At 56.0% G+C, this 19,829-nt stretch carries 22 protein-coding genes; 14 read left to right on the top strand and 8 right to left on the bottom strand.

The window, feature by feature from the left end:
- Nucleotides 1-174 precede the first annotated feature (174 nt).
- Nucleotides 175-699, top strand: a complete 525-nt coding sequence (gene ubiC / locus AAZT04_RS18945) for a chorismate lyase (RefSeq protein WP_020837172.1) — start codon at nucleotides 175-177, stop codon at nucleotides 697-699.
- Complete coding sequence (gene ubiA / locus AAZT04_RS18940; RefSeq protein ID WP_041415038.1) at nucleotides 696-1,589, top strand: 4-hydroxybenzoate octaprenyltransferase; 894 nt, start codon at nucleotides 696-698, stop codon at nucleotides 1,587-1,589. Before ubiC ends, ubiA begins: the two co-directional genes overlap by 4 nt.
- Nucleotides 1,590-1,648: 59 nt before the next feature.
- On the opposite strand, the gene plsB is transcribed toward ubiA, so the two are convergent.
- The gene (gene plsB / locus AAZT04_RS18935) at nucleotides 1,649-4,114 is read right to left on the bottom strand and encodes a glycerol-3-phosphate 1-O-acyltransferase PlsB (protein ID WP_115060665.1); all 2,466 of its coding nucleotides are present in this window, start codon (nucleotides 4,112-4,114) and stop codon (nucleotides 1,649-1,651) included.
- A 148-nt stretch (nucleotides 4,115-4,262) separates the two neighbouring features.
- On the opposite strand from plsB, the gene AAZT04_RS18930 reads away from it, so the two are divergent.
- The 4 genes from AAZT04_RS18930 (at nucleotide 4,263) to AAZT04_RS18915 (ending at nucleotide 7,323) form a co-directional block, all read left to right on the top strand.
- Nucleotides 4,263-4,631 (top strand): diacylglycerol kinase, encoded by a 369-nt coding sequence (locus tag AAZT04_RS18930; RefSeq protein ID WP_020837169.1) that lies wholly within the window; start codon nucleotides 4,263-4,265, stop codon nucleotides 4,629-4,631.
- A gap of 121 nt (nucleotides 4,632-4,752) precedes the next feature.
- Nucleotides 4,753-5,361, top strand: a complete 609-nt coding sequence (lexA, locus tag AAZT04_RS18925) for a transcriptional repressor LexA (RefSeq protein ID WP_037416119.1) — start codon at nucleotides 4,753-4,755, stop codon at nucleotides 5,359-5,361.
- Nucleotides 5,362-5,462: 101 nt separating this feature from the next.
- Entirely contained in the window at nucleotides 5,463-6,827 is a 1,365-nt protein-coding gene (dinF, locus tag AAZT04_RS18920; protein WP_020837168.1) for an MATE family efflux transporter DinF, read from the top strand.
- A gap of 286 nt (nucleotides 6,828-7,113) precedes the next feature.
- Nucleotides 7,114-7,323: a CsbD family protein gene (locus tag AAZT04_RS18915; protein ID WP_017894203.1), complete on the top strand. Its 210-nt coding sequence runs from the start codon at nucleotides 7,114-7,116 to the stop codon at nucleotides 7,321-7,323.
- Nucleotides 7,324-7,427: 104 nt separating this feature from the next.
- Here the strand turns inward: AAZT04_RS18915 and zur are convergent, their stop codons facing one another.
- From zur to AAZT04_RS18895, 4 genes are all read right to left on the bottom strand, one after another.
- Nucleotides 7,428-7,940, bottom strand: a complete 513-nt coding sequence (gene zur / locus AAZT04_RS18910) for a zinc uptake transcriptional repressor Zur (protein ID WP_041415728.1) — start codon at nucleotides 7,938-7,940, stop codon at nucleotides 7,428-7,430.
- Nucleotides 7,941-8,125: 185 nt separating this feature from the next.
- Nucleotides 8,126-8,884: an anti-sigma factor family protein gene (locus AAZT04_RS18905; protein ID WP_048759944.1), complete on the bottom strand. Its 759-nt coding sequence runs from the start codon at nucleotides 8,882-8,884 to the stop codon at nucleotides 8,126-8,128.
- Nucleotides 8,881-9,369, bottom strand: coding sequence for an RNA polymerase sigma factor (locus AAZT04_RS18900; RefSeq protein ID WP_071827058.1), 489 nt, complete (start codon nucleotides 9,367-9,369; stop codon nucleotides 8,881-8,883). Before AAZT04_RS18900 ends, AAZT04_RS18905 begins: the two co-directional genes overlap by 4 nt.
- 42 nt (nucleotides 9,370-9,411) lie before the next feature.
- Nucleotides 9,412-9,945, bottom strand: a complete 534-nt coding sequence (locus AAZT04_RS18895) for a tetratricopeptide repeat protein (RefSeq protein WP_176984395.1) — start codon at nucleotides 9,943-9,945, stop codon at nucleotides 9,412-9,414.
- A 204-nt stretch (nucleotides 9,946-10,149) separates the two neighbouring features.
- On the opposite strand from AAZT04_RS18895, the gene dusA reads away from it, so the two are divergent.
- Both dusA and pspG read left to right on the top strand, forming a co-directional pair.
- Nucleotides 10,150-11,160 carry a tRNA dihydrouridine(20/20a) synthase DusA gene (dusA, locus tag AAZT04_RS18890; protein WP_048759940.1) on the top strand — a complete coding sequence of 337 codons (1,011 nt, stop codon included), beginning with the start codon at nucleotides 10,150-10,152 and terminating at the stop codon, nucleotides 11,158-11,160.
- Between the two features lie 159 nt (nucleotides 11,161-11,319).
- Complete coding sequence (gene pspG, locus AAZT04_RS18885) at nucleotides 11,320-11,538, top strand: envelope stress response protein PspG (protein ID WP_020837162.1); 219 nt, start codon at nucleotides 11,320-11,322, stop codon at nucleotides 11,536-11,538.
- Between the two features lie 313 nt (nucleotides 11,539-11,851).
- Here the strand turns inward: pspG and AAZT04_RS18880 are convergent, their stop codons facing one another.
- Both AAZT04_RS18880 and AAZT04_RS18875 read right to left on the bottom strand, forming a co-directional pair.
- The gene (locus tag AAZT04_RS18880; RefSeq protein ID WP_048759938.1) at nucleotides 11,852-12,283 is read right to left on the bottom strand and encodes a lysozyme inhibitor LprI family protein; all 432 of its coding nucleotides are present in this window, start codon (nucleotides 12,281-12,283) and stop codon (nucleotides 11,852-11,854) included.
- A 117-nt stretch (nucleotides 12,284-12,400) separates the two neighbouring features.
- On the bottom strand, nucleotides 12,401-13,390 hold the full coding sequence (locus AAZT04_RS18875; protein ID WP_434681324.1) for a quinone oxidoreductase: 990 nt from the start codon (nucleotides 13,388-13,390) through the stop codon (nucleotides 12,401-12,403).
- 180 nt (nucleotides 13,391-13,570) lie between these two features.
- Here AAZT04_RS18875 and dnaB point away from each other — a divergent pair, with 180 nt between their 5' ends.
- Both dnaB and alr read left to right on the top strand, forming a co-directional pair.
- Nucleotides 13,571-14,995 carry a replicative DNA helicase gene (gene dnaB / locus AAZT04_RS18870; protein ID WP_020837159.1) on the top strand — a complete coding sequence of 475 codons (1,425 nt, stop codon included), beginning with the start codon at nucleotides 13,571-13,573 and terminating at the stop codon, nucleotides 14,993-14,995.
- Between the two features lie 17 nt (nucleotides 14,996-15,012).
- Nucleotides 15,013-16,092 (top strand): alanine racemase, encoded by a 1,080-nt coding sequence (gene alr / locus AAZT04_RS18865; RefSeq protein WP_122080334.1) that lies wholly within the window; start codon nucleotides 15,013-15,015, stop codon nucleotides 16,090-16,092.
- Nucleotides 16,093-16,134: 42 nt separating this feature from the next.
- On the opposite strand, the gene AAZT04_RS18860 is transcribed toward alr, so the two are convergent.
- Entirely contained in the window at nucleotides 16,135-16,902 is a 768-nt protein-coding gene (locus tag AAZT04_RS18860; protein ID WP_020837157.1) for a transporter substrate-binding domain-containing protein, read from the bottom strand.
- A gap of 214 nt (nucleotides 16,903-17,116) precedes the next feature.
- Between AAZT04_RS18860 and AAZT04_RS18855 the strand changes: the two genes are divergently transcribed.
- The 4 genes from AAZT04_RS18855 to AAZT04_RS18840 all read left to right on the top strand — a co-directional run bounded on the left by AAZT04_RS18855 (nucleotide 17,117) and on the right by AAZT04_RS18840 (nucleotide 19,759).
- Nucleotides 17,117-17,584, top strand: a complete 468-nt coding sequence (locus AAZT04_RS18855) for an Lrp/AsnC family transcriptional regulator (protein WP_020837156.1) — start codon at nucleotides 17,117-17,119, stop codon at nucleotides 17,582-17,584.
- An 80-nt stretch (nucleotides 17,585-17,664) separates the two neighbouring features.
- The gene (locus tag AAZT04_RS18850; RefSeq protein WP_258090749.1) at nucleotides 17,665-18,858 is read left to right on the top strand and encodes an amino acid aminotransferase; all 1,194 of its coding nucleotides are present in this window, start codon (nucleotides 17,665-17,667) and stop codon (nucleotides 18,856-18,858) included.
- Nucleotides 18,859-18,984: 126 nt separating this feature from the next.
- Nucleotides 18,985-19,401 (top strand): secondary thiamine-phosphate synthase enzyme YjbQ, encoded by a 417-nt coding sequence (locus AAZT04_RS18845; RefSeq protein ID WP_017894193.1) that lies wholly within the window; start codon nucleotides 18,985-18,987, stop codon nucleotides 19,399-19,401.
- A 4-nt stretch (nucleotides 19,402-19,405) separates the two neighbouring features.
- Nucleotides 19,406-19,759 (top strand): MmcQ/YjbR family DNA-binding protein, encoded by a 354-nt coding sequence (locus AAZT04_RS18840; RefSeq protein ID WP_020837154.1) that lies wholly within the window; start codon nucleotides 19,406-19,408, stop codon nucleotides 19,757-19,759.
- Nucleotides 19,760-19,829: the final 70 nt, after the last annotated feature.

Below are 19,829 nucleotides of genomic sequence, written 5' to 3'. Positions count from 1 at the left end.
AAAACAGATGGCAGAAAGATGACATTGCGTTGCTTTTTTTGGCGTTATTTTGCTGTGCGCCACGCCACGAATCAGCCTGCCGCTTTTGAATTTCTGCGTTACAATGGTCGACTGTTAACAGTTTGTCTGGTCTGGCGCGGCCGCAGGGCGCGGCGTCAGGCATGGAGTAGAGCAATGTCTGGCAATAAGGATTCCATCCTGCCGCCGTTGGAGTGGTTATCCGCACAACAATCTCCGCCACCCGCCGCCGTCAGTGATTGGCTGATGGAGCTAGGATCCATGACCCGCCGCTTTGAACGTCACTGCGGGCGCGTGCACGTTGAGCCGCAGCGCGAGTGTTTTATCACCCGCGATCAACTGGGCGAAGAAGCCGACCATCTTCCTGACAGCCCACGATACTGGCTGCGTGAAATCGTGCTGTTGGGCGACAACCAGCCCTGGCTGCTGGGGCGTACGGTGATCCCGCAGGAAACCCTGACCGGCCCGGATTTGGCGCTGGTGGATTTGGGCACATTGCCGTTGGGGCGCTATCTTTTTAGCAGCGACGAGTTAACTCGCGATTACATCCATATCGGTCGGCAAGATGCGCTGTGGGCACGCCGTTCCCGCCTGCGACTGGCGGGTAAACCGCTGTTGCTGACCGAACTGTTTCTACCGGCTTCGCCGCTGTACGCCGCGGGCAGTACTGACCCCGAATGATGAGGAGAGGAAATACCTTGGAGGGAAGCGTGATTCAAAGTAAATGGCAGGCTTATAGCCATCTGATGCGCATCGATAAACCTATTGGCACCTTGCTGTTGCTGTGGCCGACGCTGTGGGCATTGTGGCTGGCGGGGAAGGGCGTGCCGTCGTTGTCTATCCTGCTGGTGTTCGTGGTCGGGGTTTTCCTGATGCGTGCCGCCGGCTGTGTGGTGAATGATTATGCCGATCGCGCCGTCGATGGCCATGTGAAGCGTACCGCCGGACGCCCAATGCCCAGCGGCCGGGTGAGCGAAAAAGAGGCCAAGATCCTGTTTGTGGTGCTGGTGCTGATTTCGTTCGCGCTGGTGCTGACGCTGAATGCGATGACCATCTGGCTGTCTCTGGCGGCGTTGGCGTTGGCATGGGCCTATCCGTTTATGAAGCGGGTCACTCATTTGCCGCAGTTCGTATTGGGCGCCGCGTTTGGTTGGGGCATTCCGATGGCCTACGCCGCCGTCAGCGAATCGCTGCCGCTGAGCTGCTGGCTGCTGCTGCTGGCCAACATCTGCTGGACGGTGGCTTACGATACGCTGTATGCCATGGTCGATCGCGACGATGATCTGAAGATTGGCGTGAAATCCACCGCCATTTTGTTCGGTCGCTATGACAAACTGATCGTCGGCCTGCTGCAGTTCGCCACCTTGCTGCTGATGCTGTGGGTGGGCTATCTGGCGCAGTTGAGCGGCGCGTTTTATTGGTCGCTGTTGCTGGCGGGAGCCCTGTTTATCCATCAGCAAAAACAAATTGCCGGTCGTGAACGGGATGCCTGTTTCAAAGCATTCCTGGATAACAACTATGTCGGGCTGGTACTGTTTATCGGTATTGCGCTGAGTTACTGGCAAAGTTGACCACGTTCGGACTGTAAAAAAGGCACCCTGGGGTGCCTTTTTGTTTTTTTATCAACGTATTACTGGTCTTTCTCTTCCGGTTCAATCGCTTCCGGCAGAGCGTTGGTTTCCGCCGGCATGCTGACGCTTTCAATGGTCAGTTTGATTTCCGGAGTAATCAGGTCGCTCAGCATGTTGTACACCTCAAGGGTGTGCTCACGCACCGCATCGCCAATATCGTTGATGTAGCCTTCTTCACGCAACGTAGCTACCAGGGTGGAGAATACCGCTTTGTCGAAGAACTCCGGTGCGTTGATGCCGTGCAGCACGGATAAACGCTGTGCCATGATACGGCTCTCTTTCTCCAGCGCACCGCGGTTAATGCTCGGGTTGGCGCTGAGGATAGACATGGTGATGGCGTAGCGCTGCAAGGTTTCACGGACACCGGCGGCCAGCAGCTGCAACGGACGGATGCGCGCTGGATTCAGTACCAGATCGTCGCCTTTATCGCAGATCAATTGCTGACGGATCATTTCCTCGATCAGCGGTTGCAGCACCTCCGGCAGTTGTTCCTTGTCGTTGTGCAGGAACAGCTCGGCTTTCAGCATCGGGTAAATCAAACCAATCTGGCGCAGCAGTTCAGCGCGAGATACCCGGCGATGGTGCATCACGATGGTGGCAATCAGTGACGGCAGAACCAGCAGGTGATGGATATTGTTGCGGTAATAGGTCATCAGCACCGCCTGCTCGCGCGGCAGGATGATGATATCGCCGATGTTATCCTTCTCCACCTCGAACTTGTTCATGTTCAGCGCGTGATCCAGCAACTCATCCGGCGTTTGAGTCGGCACGGTAACGTCATCGGCATAAGGCACGTTGCGCATCAGTTGCAGATAGCATTCCAACTGTTCAAGCAACTGCTCGCGGGTTAACGAGCGCTGGCGAGAAGCCAGTAACGCCGTGGAACACAGGTTCATGGCGTTGGCCGCTGCGGCATTGTTGATGCGCACCATAATCTTGGCCGCCAGATCGTTGACCGTCGGCGTCAGCCAGCTTGGGCGCTGGGATTCGATCGGGTCAATCGATTCGCGCCACTGTGGCACATTCTGGTTCAGGTAGGTGGTCAACGGCAGGGGATCGCCGAAGTTCACGTAGCCCTGGCCGAGATTACGCAGTTTGCGCAAGCCGCGCAGCATCTGCAGCAGGCTCTCTTTTTCCTTGGTGGCGCCACGCAGCTCTTTGGCGTAGGTACCCACTTCCATCACGTGCTCGTAACCGATGTAGATCGGCACTAGCGTGATAGGGCGGGCCCCGCCGCGCAGCATCGCCTGAATGGTCATCGACAGGGTGCCGGTCTTCGGCTCCAGCAAACGCCCGGTACGGGAACGCCCGCCTTCGACAAAATATTCCACCGAGTAACCGCGGGTAAACAGCTCGCCGAGGTATTCACGGAACACCGTCGAGTACAGCTTGTTGCCTTTGAAGGTCCGACGGATAAAGAACGCGCCCAGGCGGCGGAAGATCGGCCCGGCCGGCCAGAAGTTGAGGTTAATACCGGCAGCAATGTGCGGCGGCACCAGGCCCTGGTGGTACAACACATAGGACAACAGCAGATAGTCCATGTGGCTGCGGTGACAGGGCACATACACGATCTCGTGGCCGTCCTGCGCCAGCTGACGCACGCGTTCGGCGTTGGTGACGTTGATGCCCTGATACAAGCGGTTCCAGGTCCAGCTCAGCACGCGGTCGGAAAGGCGCACCGTCTCGTAAGAGAAGTCGGCGGCAATCTCTTCCATCAATGCAATGGCATTTTGCTGGGCTTTTTCGTGGGAGATCTTTTTACTGCGCGCTTCGTCTTCGACCGCTTTTTCGATCGCTTTGGACGCCAACAGCTTGTTGAACAGGTCCTGACGGGCCGGCAGGCTTGGGCCTACGGCGGCCAGACGCTGACGTGAGAAGTGCATCCGGGCTACGCGGGCCAGCTTTTGCGCGATGATCTTGTCCGTGCCGTGCTCGGTCGCCATGCGGCGCAGCGAAACGGTATTGGAGAAGCGCACAAAGCTATCGCGGCCGAGCCACAGCACGGCGAAGAATTTCTGCACGCCATTTAGCAAGCGCAGATGTGGTGTGCCGTGGCCTTCGCGCCCCGGAGAGCGGCCAAACATCACCGAAACCGGCAGCATCTGAATATCGAGATCCGGGTTACTGCGGTGCAGATCCAGATAGTCGTGGAACAGTTTTACCGACTCTTCTTTCGGCGTGTAGTAGCGGAATACGCGCGGGCCGTCGTGAATAAACACGTGGCTGGGCAGCACGGTGCCGTCTATTTCCAGCGGTTCGAGAGGATCGGGCAAATCCTGCGCCAGGCACTGGGTGCGCAGCGTCAGTAAATCCGCCTTGGAATTATAAGGTAAAACATACAAAATCGGCCGTGAGGGATCCAACCCTAACTCCGTGACCGGATCTGAAGGGATAACCTTACTTCTTACCAACAATTTGAGTGGTAAATTCAATAGTTTATAATAAATTTTACGCCAACCTGACATAACAACGTGAAGCCTCTTGTTAGCAATGCGCCGCAAGCATACCAGAAACCGGGTAGCAGATCTGTGGTGTTGGAAAACCGGGAGCCGTGAGCGCTTCCTGGCCTAGACTGTTTAATTATGACTTACCTCTGCGAAAGGCACTAAAAACATGACGAACCAAGCAACCGGCCTGACCCGTATTATTAAAGCCGCCGGCTACTCTTATAAAGGTTTTTCCGCTGCCTGGCAGCACGAAGCGGCGTTCCGCCAGGAGTTGGTGGTGACCGTGCTGGCTATCATACTGGCGATTTGGCTGGACGTGGGTGCGATAGCGCGCATTTTACTGATTGGGTCGGTGGTGCTGGTAATGATTGTCGAGATGCTCAACAGCGCGATTGAGGCGATTGTTGACCGGGTGGGGACCGAGTATCACGAGCTGTCCGGCAGGGCCAAGGATATGGGGTCGGCGGCAGTTTTGCTGGCGGTTATTTTGGCGCTGTTTGTTTGGGGCACGGTGCTGTGGCAGCACTTTGTCTGAGCAGAGCAAGCTCGTTGCGATCCGGGTTGCTAATCCCTGATTTTTATTCATTCTTCGGTTCCCAAGCCGCACTTACCTGTATATACTCACAGCAAGACTGTATAAACAAACAGGGGGCGGAATGAAAGCACTAACTACCAGACAGCAAGAGGTCTATGATCTGATTCGCGATCATATTTCGTCCACTGGCATGCCGCCGACGCGTGCCGAGATCGCCATGCGTCTGGGGTTCCGTTCGCCAAATGCCGCAGAAGAACATCTGAAAGCGCTGGCGCGTAAAGGCGTCATCGAAATCGTCTCGGGCGCTTCGCGCGGCATTCGGTTGCTGATGGAAGATGAAGAGGGTTTACCGCTGATTGGCCGCGTGGCTGCCGGTGAGCCGCTGCTGGCGCAGCAGCATATCGAAGGTCACTACAAGGTGGATCCTTCACTGTTCAAACCGAGCGCGGATTTCCTGCTGCGGGTTAACGGCATGTCGATGCGTGATATCGGTATTCTGGACGGTGACCTGCTGGCGGTGCATAAAACTCAGGACGTGCGTAATGGCCAGGTGGTTGTGGCGCGCATCGAAGATGAAGTTACGGTCAAGCGGCTGAAAAAGCACGGTAACGTGGTTGAGCTGCTACCGGAAAACAGTGAGTTCCAGCCGATTGTGGTTGATCTGCGTCAGCAGAACTTCACCATTGAAGGCTTGGCGGTCGGCGTGATCCGCAACGGCGACTGGGTTTAACCCATAAGCCTGCACGCTGCCCTTTGATTTAAATCGCCCCAGCTCTGGGGCGATGTCATTTCTGACCGATTAAAACCGCATTGCCACGGGAACATTTCACTATGCGCCTGCTCTCCGCCTTCACCAGCGATACCGATAAAGCCTTGTGGCGCCTGGCGCTGCCCATGATCTTCTCCAATATCACCGTGCCGTTGCTTGGGCTGGTGGATACCGCAGTGATCGGTCACCTCGACAGCCCTGTTTATCTGGGCGGTGTGGCGGTAGGAGCCATGGCGACCAGCTTCCTGTTCATGCTGTTGTTGTTCCTGCGTATGAGCACCACCGGTCTGACTGCGCAGGCTCTGGGCGCACAAAACCCACAGGGATTGGCGCGCGCCTTTATGCAACCGCTGCTGCTGGCGGCGTTGGCCGGTGTGGCCATTGTCTTGCTGCGCCATCCGCTGATCGAACTGGCGCTGAAAATCGTCGGTGGCGACGAGGCGGTGCTGGAGCAGGCCCGATTATTCCTCGAGATCCGCTGGTTGAGCGCGCCGGCGGCATTGGCGAACATGGTTATCCTGGGCTGGCTGCTTGGCGTGCAATACGTACGTGCGCCGGTGATCCTGCTGATTGTCGGCAACTTATTGAATATTGTACTGGATATCTGGCTGGTGATGGGGCTGGGCTGGAACGTGCAAGGTGCGGCGACGGCGACAGCTATTTCTGAGTATGCCACGCTGCTGCTGGGCTTATGGCTGTCCTGGCGGGTCATGCGCCTACGTGGCATTTCCATGCCGATGCTGCGCACTGCCTGGCGCGGTAACCTGCGGCGTTTGCTGGCGCTGAACCGCGACATTATGCTGCGTTCCCTGCTGCTGCAGCTGTGCTTCGCTTCTTTGACCATCTTCGGTGCCCGGCTTGGCGGCGAAGTAGTGGCGGTGAATGCGGTGCTGATGAACTTACTGACCTTTACCGCCTATGCGCTCGACGGTTTTGCCTACGCGGTTGAAGCTCATTCTGGCCATGCCTATGGCGCGCGCGACGATAGCCAACTGCGCAAGGTGTGGCGTGCGGCTTGCCGACAAGCCTGTCTGGTCGCGTTGGCCTTTGGCCTGGTTTATGCCGTTGCCGGTCAGCATATTATCGCCGCCTTGACCTCGTTACCGGAACTGCGTGCGCTGGCCGGCCACTATCTGCCGTGGCAGGTGGTGCTGCCATTGGTGGGCGTATGGTGCTATTTGCTGGACGGCATGTTTATTGGCGCCACCCGAGGAGCAGAAATGCGCAACAGCATGGCAGTGGCGGCGGCCGGCTATGGTTTGACGCTGCTGACCGTACCCGTCTTGGGCAATCATGGTTTATGGCTGGCGCTGGCGGTCTTTCTTTCTCTGCGCGGCATCGCGCTCGGCTGGATTTGGCACCGTCACAGGCTGCGCGGTACCTGGTTTGCCGCGGATCCAACGGCTCACAATGAGACGTTATCATAAAATTAACTAATGTTTTGTATTCATATTGAGTTACATATTATCGCGTCGATTTAGTCCCGCTTACTGACTGTTATTTCGGGTGTTTTACTGCGTTTTGTTAGTTTGTTGAATTTTTATTCTGGTTTTTTGTTCTTTATCGATATCTGTTGCTATAGTTAATCATGTGGCTGGCGGAATGAATTGGAATGACACTCCCTTCATTTTAGGTCAATTGACCATGATTATTACTCAGTTAAGCCCAGCGACAAGTTTTTAAAACTGACTAATCACAGGTAACGGAGAGGTTATGAACAAAGATCAAGCCGACGGTAACTGGAAGCAGTTTAAAGGGAAAGTGAAGGAAAAATGGGGCAAGCTGACCGATGATGATTTGACGGTCATTGAAGGGAAACGCGAACAGCTTGTCGGTAAAATTCAGGAACGCTACGGCTACCAGAAAGAGGCGGCCGAGAAAGAAGTGAAATCCTGGGAAGACCACAACAAGTATCGCTGGTAGTGCGATAGGCCGCAGCGGATTGCGGCCGTAAACTATGCTGATGGTCAGGCGTTTCATCCCCTTGACGCTATGGCCGAAGGTACAGGGAGGTACCTGATACCCTCTTATTTCTTCTTGATAGCGATGCTGTGATCGTGTTCGCCGCAATCATGTTTGCTATCGCAGGCTTCTACCTCAACGCAACCCTCACACAGACCATGGGCTTCTACCACGCTGTGACGCAGGGCAAATCCCGACTCTTTCGCCAGCTTTTGCAGCGTCTCTTCGATCCCTTCGGTTGTGCGCTCAGTCACTTGGCCGCAGCGATCGCAAATAAACAGTGCGGAAGTATGCATCGGCTGTTCGAAATGATGGCACAACACATAGCTGTTCGCCGATTCCACGCGATGAATAAAGCCTTGTTCCAACAGGAAATCCAATGCACGGTAAACCGTGGGGGGTTTGGCCTGGGGTTCGGCTACGCGCAGCAAATCCAGCAGGTCGTAAGCGCTGATGGCACCGGGCTGTTGTGCCATCAGGCGTAACACTTCCAGCCGCTGCGGTGTCAGTCGCACATTGCGTTGCTGACAGAGTTGTTCAGCCTGCGCCAGCAGCTTTTCCTGGGTGCTTGAGTTCATGGCAAATTTCCCGGTACGTAAAAAAGCCGATTTTACCATGCTTCAGCCAAATCGCCGAGAGTCGGCCACTTTTCTGCCAATATGCCGCATTAAACGTCCGGTTTAGCGCCCGTTGTTAGCCGGAAATGTGATGATATTCACGATGTTCCGTGCCGTTCTCGCAGGCTATGGCTTCGCGTAGGCTCTTAGGCGGTCAGCGAACGCTGTAATTGACTGGCCAATCTGACCATTTCCACTGCCGGGTTATGGCCAATCAGCATGAAACTGTGTCTGCTATCGGACCAATAGACCACATTCATTCCCAGGCGTTGTTCGCTCTCGGCGGGCTGCGACTTGCCCGGTTGCTGGATAATACACAGTGCCAAAACACCGTACCGCGCATCCAACCAGGTTAATTGAGCAATACGGCGATCGTCGTACGCCAGCACACGGGCGTTTTTCAGTTCGGCCCCTTGCAACGTCAGCTGCGACAGAGGAAGCGCGATGCCCAGCCGATCACCGGTGTGCTGTAGCTGACTGGCAATCTGCGCTGCGGAGCCTTCAAAACCCATCAGCGTTTCCGGGGTGTACAACGCCATATATTGAGCGACCAGGCTCCGCCAGTTGTCATCCGGTTGGCTGAGCTGCAGATAGGCGCGATCGCCTGCGATGCCCAGTGCCAGAAAAGCGACGGCGGCGGCAATCAGGCCACGGCGGCTGACGCTATGCGGTGGTGCAGAGGAGGCTTGCGGCCAGTCTGCCTGCAATCTTTGCACCGGCGCTTCATCAAGCAAAGGCGCAAAGGCTTGCTTAAAGGGCAAGCTGCTGCGCTCCAGCAACGACAAGCGTTCTGCCAACGCCGGTTCGCCGGCCAGACGCTGTTCCAGCCGGTGGCGTTGCTGTGGGTCCAACTGATTATCCAGATAGGCGACCAGCAGTTCATCCGTTGCGTAGGCTGAACTCATGATTGTTCTCCTTTTACCTGCGGGGTACGGGTTTGCAGCAGGCTGTCGTTCGCCAACCGCAGCCGTGCCGCCGCCAGACGGCTCATGATGGTGCCAATGGGCACACCCAGCACCTCAGCGGCTTCCCGGTAAGAAAGTTCCTCCACGTACACCAGAAACAACGTATTGCGCTGCGCCTCCGGCAGTTGATTAACCCGTTGCATCACTTCATTGGCCCAAATCGGCTGCTCGCCGTTTTCCGCACCGGCCAGTTCGTCAACGTCGACAAAGCCCTGTCCCTGGCGAATGTGCTGAGAGCGGACCTCGTTCAACCAGATGGAGTGAAGAATGGAAAATAACCAGCGGTCCATACGCGTTCCCACGGCAAACTGTGCGGCGCGTTCCAACGCCCGCACGCAGGTGGCCTGCACCAAGTCGTCGGCTACGTCCCGCCGGTGGGACAGCACCAAGCCATAGCGCCACAGGCGGGAAAGATATTGGCCGATTTCGCTGCGGATCGCGTCGCTGCTGATGTTTGCCTCCGGGTTTTACGATTCAGGGTGATGATCGATAGCCGCCGCCAGATCTCGGTACTCTTCACAACCGGTACCGCACAGCGATTGAATAACCTTAAGCTGCTCCTTCGCCAGGTCCTGACGCCCTTTGATCATATAAGCCTCACCCAGATACTCGCGGACTTTGGGGTATTTCGGATCGAGCGCCACTGATTTTAAATAGTAGCCGATCCCTTCGTCGGTGCGGCCGAGCTTGCGGGTGGCATAGCCGCGGTAATTCAGCGCCACGGCAGTGTTGGGATTTTTGAGGGTATTCAGCACATCCAGCGCTTCCTGATAGCGGCCGCTTTTGGCCAGCGCATAGGCATAGTTCGTGCGATCGTTGTCGCTGACCATGCTGCTTTTATCCACCATGCAGGTTTTGGTTTTCGTATCGTATATCTGGCCTTTGGGGCAGGTTGGCGTGGTTTGACCGCTGCCATCGCCGCCCATCGCCAGAGCGGTACCGGAAAACAGCAGTGAACCGGCAATGACTGGCAGCAGCAGGCGTTTAACGAAACTGTTCATGGTTATTTCCTCATCATGAAGGACGCAGAACTGCGGCCTTACAGAGAGAACACCTGACAGCCTCTTTTTATTCGCTTTTGCCGGTGCTTTTTTATCGGCGACACAGCGGTTTTCCCAACGCCGCCGATTGTCGTTATAATAGCCGTTTGCGGCAGCATGCCGTTCGTTAAACCCCAGACAGAATCAGGTAGCCAGTAGCCCAGCATGACGACAGACAATAACGCCCCAAAATACGCCGCCAATCGTTTTTCCATCGCGCCGATGCTCGACTGGACCGATCGTCATTGCCGTTACTTCCACCGCTTGTTGACCAAGGAAACCTTGCTGTACACCGAGATGGTGACTACCGGCGCGATTATCCACGGTAAGGGCGACTATCTGGCCTACAGCGAAGAAGAACATCCTGTGGCGCTGCAACTGGGCGGCAGCGATCCGGCTGCGCTGGCGCACTGCGCCAAACTGGCTGAGCAGCGCGGCTATGACGAGATCAACCTCAACGTCGGTTGCCCGTCGGATAGGGTACAGAACGGCATGTTCGGTGCCTGCCTGATGGGGCAGGCAACGCTGGTTGCCGACTGCATCAAGGCGATGCGCGACGTGGTGTCGATCCCGGTGACGGTGAAAACCCGCATTGGTATTGACGATCAGGACAGCTACGAGTTTCTGTGCGATTTCATCGCCACCGTCGCCGGGCGCGGTGAATGTGACATGTTTACCATTCATGCCCGCAAGGCATGGCTGTCGGGCCTGAGTCCGAAAGAGAACCGCGAAGTGCCGCCGCTGGATTATCCGCGCGTGTACCAGTTAAAAAGGGATTTTCCGACGCTCACTCTGGCGATTAACGGGGGGGTGAAAACGCTGGAAGAGGCGAAACAGCATCTGCAGCATCTGGATGGCGTGATGATGGGGCGCGAAGCCTACCAGAACCCGGGCATCCTGGCGCGGGTCGACAGTGAACTGTTTGGCTGCCAAAGCGACGTTATGGACAGCATAGCGATTATCGAATCGCTGTATCCGTACATTGAACGCGAGCTGTCGAAGGGCACTTATTTGGGCCATATCACCCGCCATATCCTTGGGTTGTTCCAGGGCGTGCCCGGTGCCCGTCAGTGGCGCCGTCACCTGAGTGAGAATGCCCATAAGCCAGGGGCCGATGCACGCGTTGTTGAGCAGGCGCTGGATTTGGTTCGCCTACCGCGCACCGAGATGGCGTAATAGAGATAAAATTCTGACTAACAGTTAGTGTTTTTGACCAGGCATGTTGCGTGATGTGGCATGCCTTTTTTTCAATTTCAATAACTTAGTCCTCTCACCATCTTGGCACGCTTCTTGTAATACCTTCGCAGATACTTTGTTTTGCGAAGGAGCAAAATCATGTTGGAACTCTTCTTTCTGGTCGGCTTTGTCGTCATGCTGATGGTGACGGGCATTTCGTTGCTGGGCGTATTCGCAGCGTTGCTGGTGGCCGCGGCATTCATGCTGATTGGCGGGCTGTTTGCGATGGTGATTAAGCTGTTGCCGTGGCTGATTTTGGCGGTGGTTGGCGTTTGGATCTACCGTTCAATGCAGAAGCCTTCAATACGCCGCTATTAATTTTTTGTCGAATAATCAGTCGGTCACGCTGAAAATCGAGCAACAGATGCGTTCTTAATGCGGCAGCGATCACAGCTTGACGTTTAAACGGCCGGTGCGGCGCATTAGCCATTTTTTTTGCGCCTCGGGGCTGTTAGGATGTTTGCCGATGCAGCGATGCGACCGATTTCATCACCGCAAGAGACAATAATACCCAATACGAGCGTTGCTCAAGCAACCCACTGTCTCTGGCGGACTCTGCTCTACCCCTACAAACGCAGTAACAAAAAGGGCTCCTTACGGAGCCCTTTTTGTTACTGATAATCCAGCAATATTAAGATCTTGGCCAGTTGTCGCTTTCAAGTTGCAACGTACGTTCAATGGTCATGTTCAGTTCGCATGAAGCCGCATCCAGCGCATCGCCGGAGCCATGCGGTGCTGCCACCAGCGCCTGGCATTGGCTGTCTTTGAACTTCAGCCAGTTACGCTGTGCCTCACGCCAGGCTTTTGGGGCTGCCTTAAACTTGAGCGCTTCCTTATAGGACTTGTTCAGGCGTGCATCCCAGAGCTTGAACTCTGTTTCAATGCAGGCAGCCATACTTGGTGTATTGAGATCTGGTTTGCTCATACATTGCGTATAGGCGGCAGAGTAAGGGTATTTCATCAATGCGTCTTTTTCTGCGTTTGGCGTCGCTGCCTGCGCTGCGGCGGCCAACGCTGGAGCTGCGGCGAAAACCAGCGCTGTAACTAGCATTTTTATTTTCATTTCAGAGCTATTTCCCTATTGAACAACATGAATTGCCGGAAGATCATATTCCACTCTTCGCCTTTAGACGATGTACCACCGCACGTTATACCTAATTTTACCGATCTTTTTTCCAACTCAACGACCAGGGATCAGCAGGCTTGAGCCGCTGGTATTACGGCTTTCCAGCACCTGATGCGCACGTTGTGCGTCAGCCAGCGCAAACTTCTGCTCTTCCTTCACGTCGACCTTGATGGCCCCGCTGCCGATCAATGAAAACAGCTCATTGCTGGCAAATTGCAGTTCCGCGCGGCTGGTGATGTAGCCATTGAGGGAAGGGCGAGTGACATACAGAGAGCCTTTCTGGTTCAGCAACGCCAGATCGACTCCGGTAACCGGGCCGGAGGCGTTGCCAAAGCTCACCATCAGCCCGCGTCGCTTCAGGCTATTGAGCGAGGCTTGCCAGGTGCTTTGGCCCACAGAGTCATACACCACGCCGACTTTTTCGCCCTGGGTCAGTTCGGCGACGCGCTGGGCGATGTCTTCCTTATGGTAATTGATGGTGGCCCAGGCGCCGGCACGCTTCGCCAGCTCGGCTTTTTCGTCGGAACCGACGCTGCCGATTAACCTTGCCCCGAGCGCTTTGGCCCACTGGCAGGCAATCAACCCGACACCGCCTGCGGCAGCATGGAACAGGAATACTTCACCCGGCTGCACCTCATGGGTTTGACGCAGCAGGTAATGCACCGTCAGCCCCTTCAGGAATGAGGCTGCCCCTTGCTCGAAACTCAGATTGTGCGGCAGGATGGCCACTTTTTCCTGCGCGACGTTGTGCACTTCGCTGTAAGCACCGAGCGTTGACTGGGCGTAAACCACGCGGTCACCCGGTTTCAGCGCGCTGACTCCTGCGCCGATCTTGGTGACCACCCCGGCCGCCTCGGTGCCCAACCCGCTTGGCAGGCTGGCGGGCGGGTATAACCCGCTGCGTATGTAGGTGTCGATATAGTTGATGCCGATCGCCTTGTTCTCGATCTGCACCTCACCGGCTGCCGGGTCTGGTGGGGTAAAATCAACGTATTGCAACACTTCATGGCCGCCGGTGGCGGAGAATTGAATGCGCTTGGCCATATCAGTACCTCGTGTGGGTGTCTGATTTCACCCTACGCGTTTTAGTATTGGCGATCCAGTTTGTCCGCGCGCGGATTGATACCTTTTTTGCATCGGTTATGCCGCAGGAATCACAGATAAAAATCACGTATACTCTCGCGTCAGGATCCTTCATTCGCAACCGGATTAAGAATACGCTTCATGGCAGGAAAAAAACCAACCAACAAAACAAACGCAGACGAAGCCAGAGAACGTCCCCGCGATCGCCAGATGGAAGGGCTGAAGATGCCGCCACATTCGCTGGAGGCTGAGCAGTCAGTGTTGGGCGGTTTGATGCTGGATAACGAACGCTGGGATAACGTGGCGGAACGCGTGGTCTCCAATGATTTCTTCAGCCGCCCGCACCGCCTGATCTTTACCGAGATGCAGCGCCTGCTGGAGATGAGTCGGCCTATCGATTTGATCACCCTGTCCGAATCGCTGGAACAGCGGGGCGAACTGGACTCTGTCGGCGGCTTCGCCTATCTGGCCGAATTATCGAAAAACACCCCAAGCGCTGCCAACATCGGCGCTTATGCGGATATCGTGCGTGAACGTGCGGTAGTGCGTGAGATGATCTCGGTGGCCAATGAGATCGCTGACGCTGGCTACGATCCGCAGGGGCGCAGCAGTGAAGATTTGCTTGATTTAGCCGAATCGCGGGTATTCCAAATCGCGGAAAACCGTGCCAGCAAAGATGAAGGTCCGAAAGGGATCGAGCGTATCCTGGAAGATACCGTTGCGCGTATTGAGCAGCTGTATCAGCAGCCGCACGATGGTGTGACCGGGGTGGATACCGGCTATCAGGATCTCAATAAGAAAACCGCCGGTTTGCAAAAATCGGATCTGATCATCGTCGCCGCCCGTCCTGCAATGGGTAAAACCACCTTTGCCATGAACCTGTGCGAACACGCCGCGATGACGCAGGACAAGCCCGTGCTGATTTTCAGCCTGGAAATGCCCTGCAACCAGATCATGATGCGTATGCTGGCCTCGCTGTCACGTGTGGATCAGACCCGTATTCGTACCGGCCAGCTCGATGACGAGGACTGGGCGCGAATTTCCAGCACCATGGGTATCCTGTTGGAGAAGCGCAATATGTACATTGACGACTCCTCTGGCCTGACGCCAACCGAAGTGCGCTCCCGTGCGCGGCGTATTTTCCGTGAACATGACGGCATCAGCCTGATCATGATCGACTACCTGCAGTTGATGCGCGTGCCGTCGCTCTCCGACAACCGAACGTTGGAAATCGCCGAGATCTCCCGCTCGTTAAAAGCCCTAGCGAAAGAGCTGCAGGTACCGGTGGTGGCGCTGTCGCAGCTGAACCGAAGCCTGGAGCAGCGCGCCGACAAGCGCCCGGTCAACTCCGACCTGCGTGAGTCCGGCTCCATCGAGCAGGATGCCGACCTGATTATGTTCATCTACCGTGATGAGGTTTATCACGAGAACAGCGATCTGAAAGGGATTGCCGAAATTATTCTGGGTAAGCAGCGTAACGGTCCAATCGGTACCGTACGCCTTACCTTTAACGGCCAGTGGTCGCGCTTCGATAACTATGCGGGGCCACAGTATGATGACGAATAATCAGCTAAGGAACTGAAATGAAAGCGGCAACCGCTGTAATCGACCGCCGCGCTCTGCGACATAATCTGCAACAGGTGCGCCGTCAGGCGCCACAAAGTCGCCTGATTGCCGTTGTGAAAGCAAACGCTTATGGACATGGCCTGCTGGAAACAGCTCACACCCTGCAAGATGCCGACTGTTACGGCGTGGCCCGCATTGGCGAGGCGTTGAAGCTGCGCTCCGGCGGCATCGTCAAACCCATCCTGATGCTCGAGGGCTTCTTCTCGGCCGAGGATCTGCCGGTGCTGGTGGCCAATAACATCGAAACCGCCGTGCACAGTATCGAACAGCTTGAAGCACTGGAGCAGGCCACGCTGGCGCGTCCGGTGCCGGTGTGGATGAAGCTGGATACCGGCATGCATCGTCTGGGGGTCCGCCCTGAGCATGCCGAGGCGTTTTATCAGCGTCTGAGCGCCTGCCGCAATGTGGTGCAGCCGGTGAATATCATGAGCCACTTCAGCCGTGCCGATGAGCCGAGTTCCGATGCCACGCTCAAACAAATGCAGTGCTTTGAACAGTTTGCCCGTGGTAAACCGGGCCAGCGTTCTATTGCCGCCTCCGGCGGTACCCTGCTGTGGCCGGATGCGCATAACGACTGGGTTCGCCCAGGCATTATCCTGTATGGCGTCTCGCCGATGGAGGACGCCAACGGCAGCCAGTTTGATCTGCAGCCGGCGATGACGCTGAAGTCCAACCTGATCGCGGTGCGTGAGCACAAGGCCGGCGAGTCCGTAGGCTACGGCGGTACCTGGGTCAGTGAAGGTGATACTCGCTTGGGCGTGGTGGCGATGGGTTACGGCGACGGTTACCCGCGCAGCGCGCCTTCCGGTACGCCGGTGTGGCTCAACGGCCGTGAAGTGCCGATCGTGGGCCGGGTGTCGATGGACATGATGTCGGTCGATCTGGGGCCGAACGCGACCGACAAGGTCGGGGATGAGGTGGTGCTTTGGGGGCAGGAGTTACCGGTCGAACGCATCGCCGAATGCACCGGCATCAGTGCTTATGAACTGATTACCAAACTGACGCAGCGCGTGGCGATGGAATATATCGGCGAATAAGTCCATTGAGGGGCCGCCAGGCAGCGGCCCCGTTATATTGAGTTACTTCTTCACTGCCAACCACTGATCGATAATGCTTTGATACTCACCGGTCGCCTTGGCCAGGTGCAGCCACTGATCCACATACAGCTTCCAGCTCAAATCGTCACGCGGCAGCATGTAAGCCTTTTCGCCATACTGCATCGGCTTTTTCGGGTTGACCGCGCACAGCTTCGGATAGCGTTTTTGCTGATACTGCGCCTCGGAAGCGTCGGTAATCATCACATCGGCTTTCTTGTCGACCAACTGCTGGAAAATCCCCAAATTATCATGGGTCAACGTCAGTTTGGCCTTGGGCAGATAGGCGTGGACAAAGGCCTCGTTGGTGCCGCCCGCTGGCTCAAGCAGGCGTACGGACGCTTTATTGATCTGGTCAATGGTGCGGTATTTCTTCACGTCGGTGCAGCGCACTAACGGGATCTTGCCGTCGGTATCCAACGGGTCGGCGAAGAACACCTGCTTTTGACGTTGCAGCGTGACCGAGATGCCGCCCATGGCGATATCACATTTGCCGGCGACAAAGTCCGGCGTCAGGGTTTTCCAACTGGTTTTCACCCATTTCACCTTGGCGCCGAGGCTTTTTGCCAGCGATTCCGCCATGGCGATATCAATGCCTTCGTAGCTGCCGTCTTCTTTTTGGAAGGTATAGGGTTTGTAATCGCCGGTGGTACACACTTCCAGCGTGCCTTGTTGTATCACCTTATCCAAATGCGATTGTGCGCTGGCGCCTCCGGCGGCAACCAGCAGTGCGAGAGGGAGAAATCTTTTCATCGGCGTCCTTATTATACATTCGTGGTTTTATGCGCTATTTAACCGCTCATTGTTGCTGACTTGCGCGAGTTACCCGTTTTTTATGCCATTGGCAGGCGGAAACGTCCGGCATTGCTGCTGTGCGCTTCACAACCTCGGCGCGGGAAGGGTATCCACAGTCAAAAAACTGATAGGCTGTAACGTCAACATTTATTAACACAGTTTACAGGTGGCTATGTACAACATTGACGATTTTGATATGAAAATCCTGACGCTGTTACAGGCCAATGGCCGTCTGACCAATCAGGAGCTGAGCGATCTGGTGGGGCTGTCTGCATCCCAGTGTTCGCGGCGGCGTATCAGCCTGGAACAGGCGCAACTGATCCGCGGTTACCACGCGCGACTGGCACCGGAGGCCGTCGGGCTAGGGTTGGTTGGCCTGATAGAAGTAAGTCTTACCCACCATGCTCAGGAGCAGATCGACAGTTTCCACCAGATGCTGGAAGAAGTGGACGCCATTCTTGACGCTTACAAAACCACTGGCGATGCTGATTATCTGCTGAAGGTTGCGGTGGCGGACCTGCCGGCACTGGACGATTTGATCAGCCAGACGCTGTCCCGCCACAAAAGCGTGGCGCATATCAAAACGGCGGTGGTGCTCAACCGAATCAAGGAAAATGGTTTGTTGCCGGTTGCGAGATAAAGCTCAAACTGAACGGCCTTTTCCGTCTATATTAGGAGCGTAACGCTGTGCCTACTCACCATAATCCAGGAGAATAATCCGTGTTCCAGAATGTTGATGCCTACGCAGGTGACCCGATCCTGTCGCTGATGGAAAAATTCAAAAAAGACTCACGTGCGCACAAGGTTAACCTGAGTATCGGCCTTTACTATGATGAGCAGGGTATTATCCCGCAGATGAAAGCGGTTGCTGCGGCAGAAGCGCAACTGAACAGCGTGGATCATGGGGCATCGGTGTACCTGCCGATGGAAGGTCTGCTGCCTTACCGCACGGCGATCCAACATTTGCTGTTCGGTGCCGAACACCCGATGCTGCAGCAAGGGCGCATCGCCACCATTCAAACCGTGGGCGGTTCCGGCGCGCTGAAAGTCGGTGCCGACTTCCTGAAAAGCTACTTCCCGGATTCGCAGGTGTGGGTCAGCGATCCGACCTGGGAAAACCACGTTGCCATCTTTGGCGGCGCTGGGTTCAAAGTGAACACTTATCCGTACTTCGACAGCGAAAGCCTGGGCGTGAAATTTGACGCCATGCTGAGCGCGTTGAAACAGCTGCCGAAGCACAGCATCGCACTGCTGCACCCGTGCTGCCATAACCCGACAGGTTCCGACCTGACCCACACTCAGTGGGATGAAGTGGTCAAAGTGATCGCCGAGCGTGAACTGATCCCGTTCCTCGATATCGCTTATCAGGGCTTCGGTGGCGGCATTGCCGATGATGCCTACGCTATCCGCACTATTGCTGCGGCCGGTCTGCCATGCCTGGTGAGCAATTCCTTCTCGAAAATTTTCTCGCTGTACGGCGAACGCGTCGGCGGCCTGTCGGTGGTGTGTGAAAGCGAAGAAGCGGCCGGACGCGTGTTGGGGCAACTGAAGGCCACGGTGCGTCGCAACTACTCCAGCCCGCCGAACTTCGGTGCGCAGGTGGTGGCTAAGGTGCTGAACGACGCGCAGCTGAAAGCCCAGTGGTTGGCCGAAGTGGAAACCATGCGCACCCGTATTCTCGAGATGCGCAAGACGCTGGTGGAAGCGCTGAAAATCGCCCTGCCGCAACGGAACTTCGATTATCTGCTCGCACAGCGCGGCATGTTCAGCTACACCGGCTTTAGCGCTGCACAGGTTGATCGCCTGCGTGAAGAGTTCGGCGTGTACCTGATCCACAGTGGACGCGTTTGCATGGCTGGCCTGAACCACCACAACGTGCATCAGGTGGCCGAGGCGTTTGCCGCCGTGCAGTAAAAGCTGTTAGGGTAAACTGACGTTAGCCAGGGAGCGATAGCGATATCGCTCCTTTTTTGTTGTCGGTTTGCCGCCAGAGTTGCCGCAAACTGGAGAGAGAATATACTGATTGAGGGGCGCTCACTTATGTGGCATCAGCAAACGCTAATCCTCAGCGCAAAAGCGCGTGGTTTTCATCTGGTTACCGAAGAGATTACTGACCAGCTAACCCACTTACACCGCCTGCAAACTGGCCTGCTGCATCTGTTATTGCAGCATACCTCGGCCTCGCTGACGCTGAACGAGAACTGCGATCCTACGGTGCGAGCCGACATGGAGCAGCATTTCCTGCGTCAGGTGCCAGAGAACGCACCCTATCAGCATGACTACGAAGGGCCGGACGACATGCCGGCGCACATCAAATCCTCTCTGTTGGGCACGTCGTTGACGCTGCCTGTCGGTCACGGGCGGCTGATGCTGGGCACATGGCAGGGAATTTGGCTGGGGGAGCACCGCATCCACGGCGGTTCACGCCGGGTTGTGGCCACGTTACAGGGGGAATAACCCAATGAATAACACAGCATTGCTGGAATACTGCATGGCGAAACCGGGCGCGGAACAGAGCGACCAGAACCAGTGGCAGGCCAGCCAGATCAAAGTCGGCGACGTTATGTTCGCCATGGTGTGCGAGGTACAGGGGCGACCTGCTTTGGCGGTAAAATCCAGCCCGGAACTGGCGGAAAGCCTACGGGAGCATCACCCGGAGATCGTCCCCTGCGTCGGTCTGAACAAGGCACACTGGAATACGGTCTTTCTTGATGGCAATCTGCCGAACTCACAGTTCTATACGTTGATCGACAGTTCCTATCAGCTGGTGCTGGAAGGGTTACCCGACCATGTGCGCCAGGAATTGCGCGCCTAGCCATAGATAACGGCAGGTGTAGCGCCTGCCTGAGTCCTTCGTTTATTTCTTCTGTTTTCCCGCCAAACTG

The sequence above is a fragment of the Serratia sp. Je.1.23.a genome (genome assembly GCF_051129805.1).
Taxonomy (GTDB): Bacteria; Pseudomonadota; Gammaproteobacteria; order Enterobacterales; family Enterobacteriaceae; genus Serratia; species Serratia liquefaciens.
The sequence above is the reverse complement of the archived record's forward strand: the minus strand, read 5'-3'. Positions and strand labels throughout refer to the sequence as shown.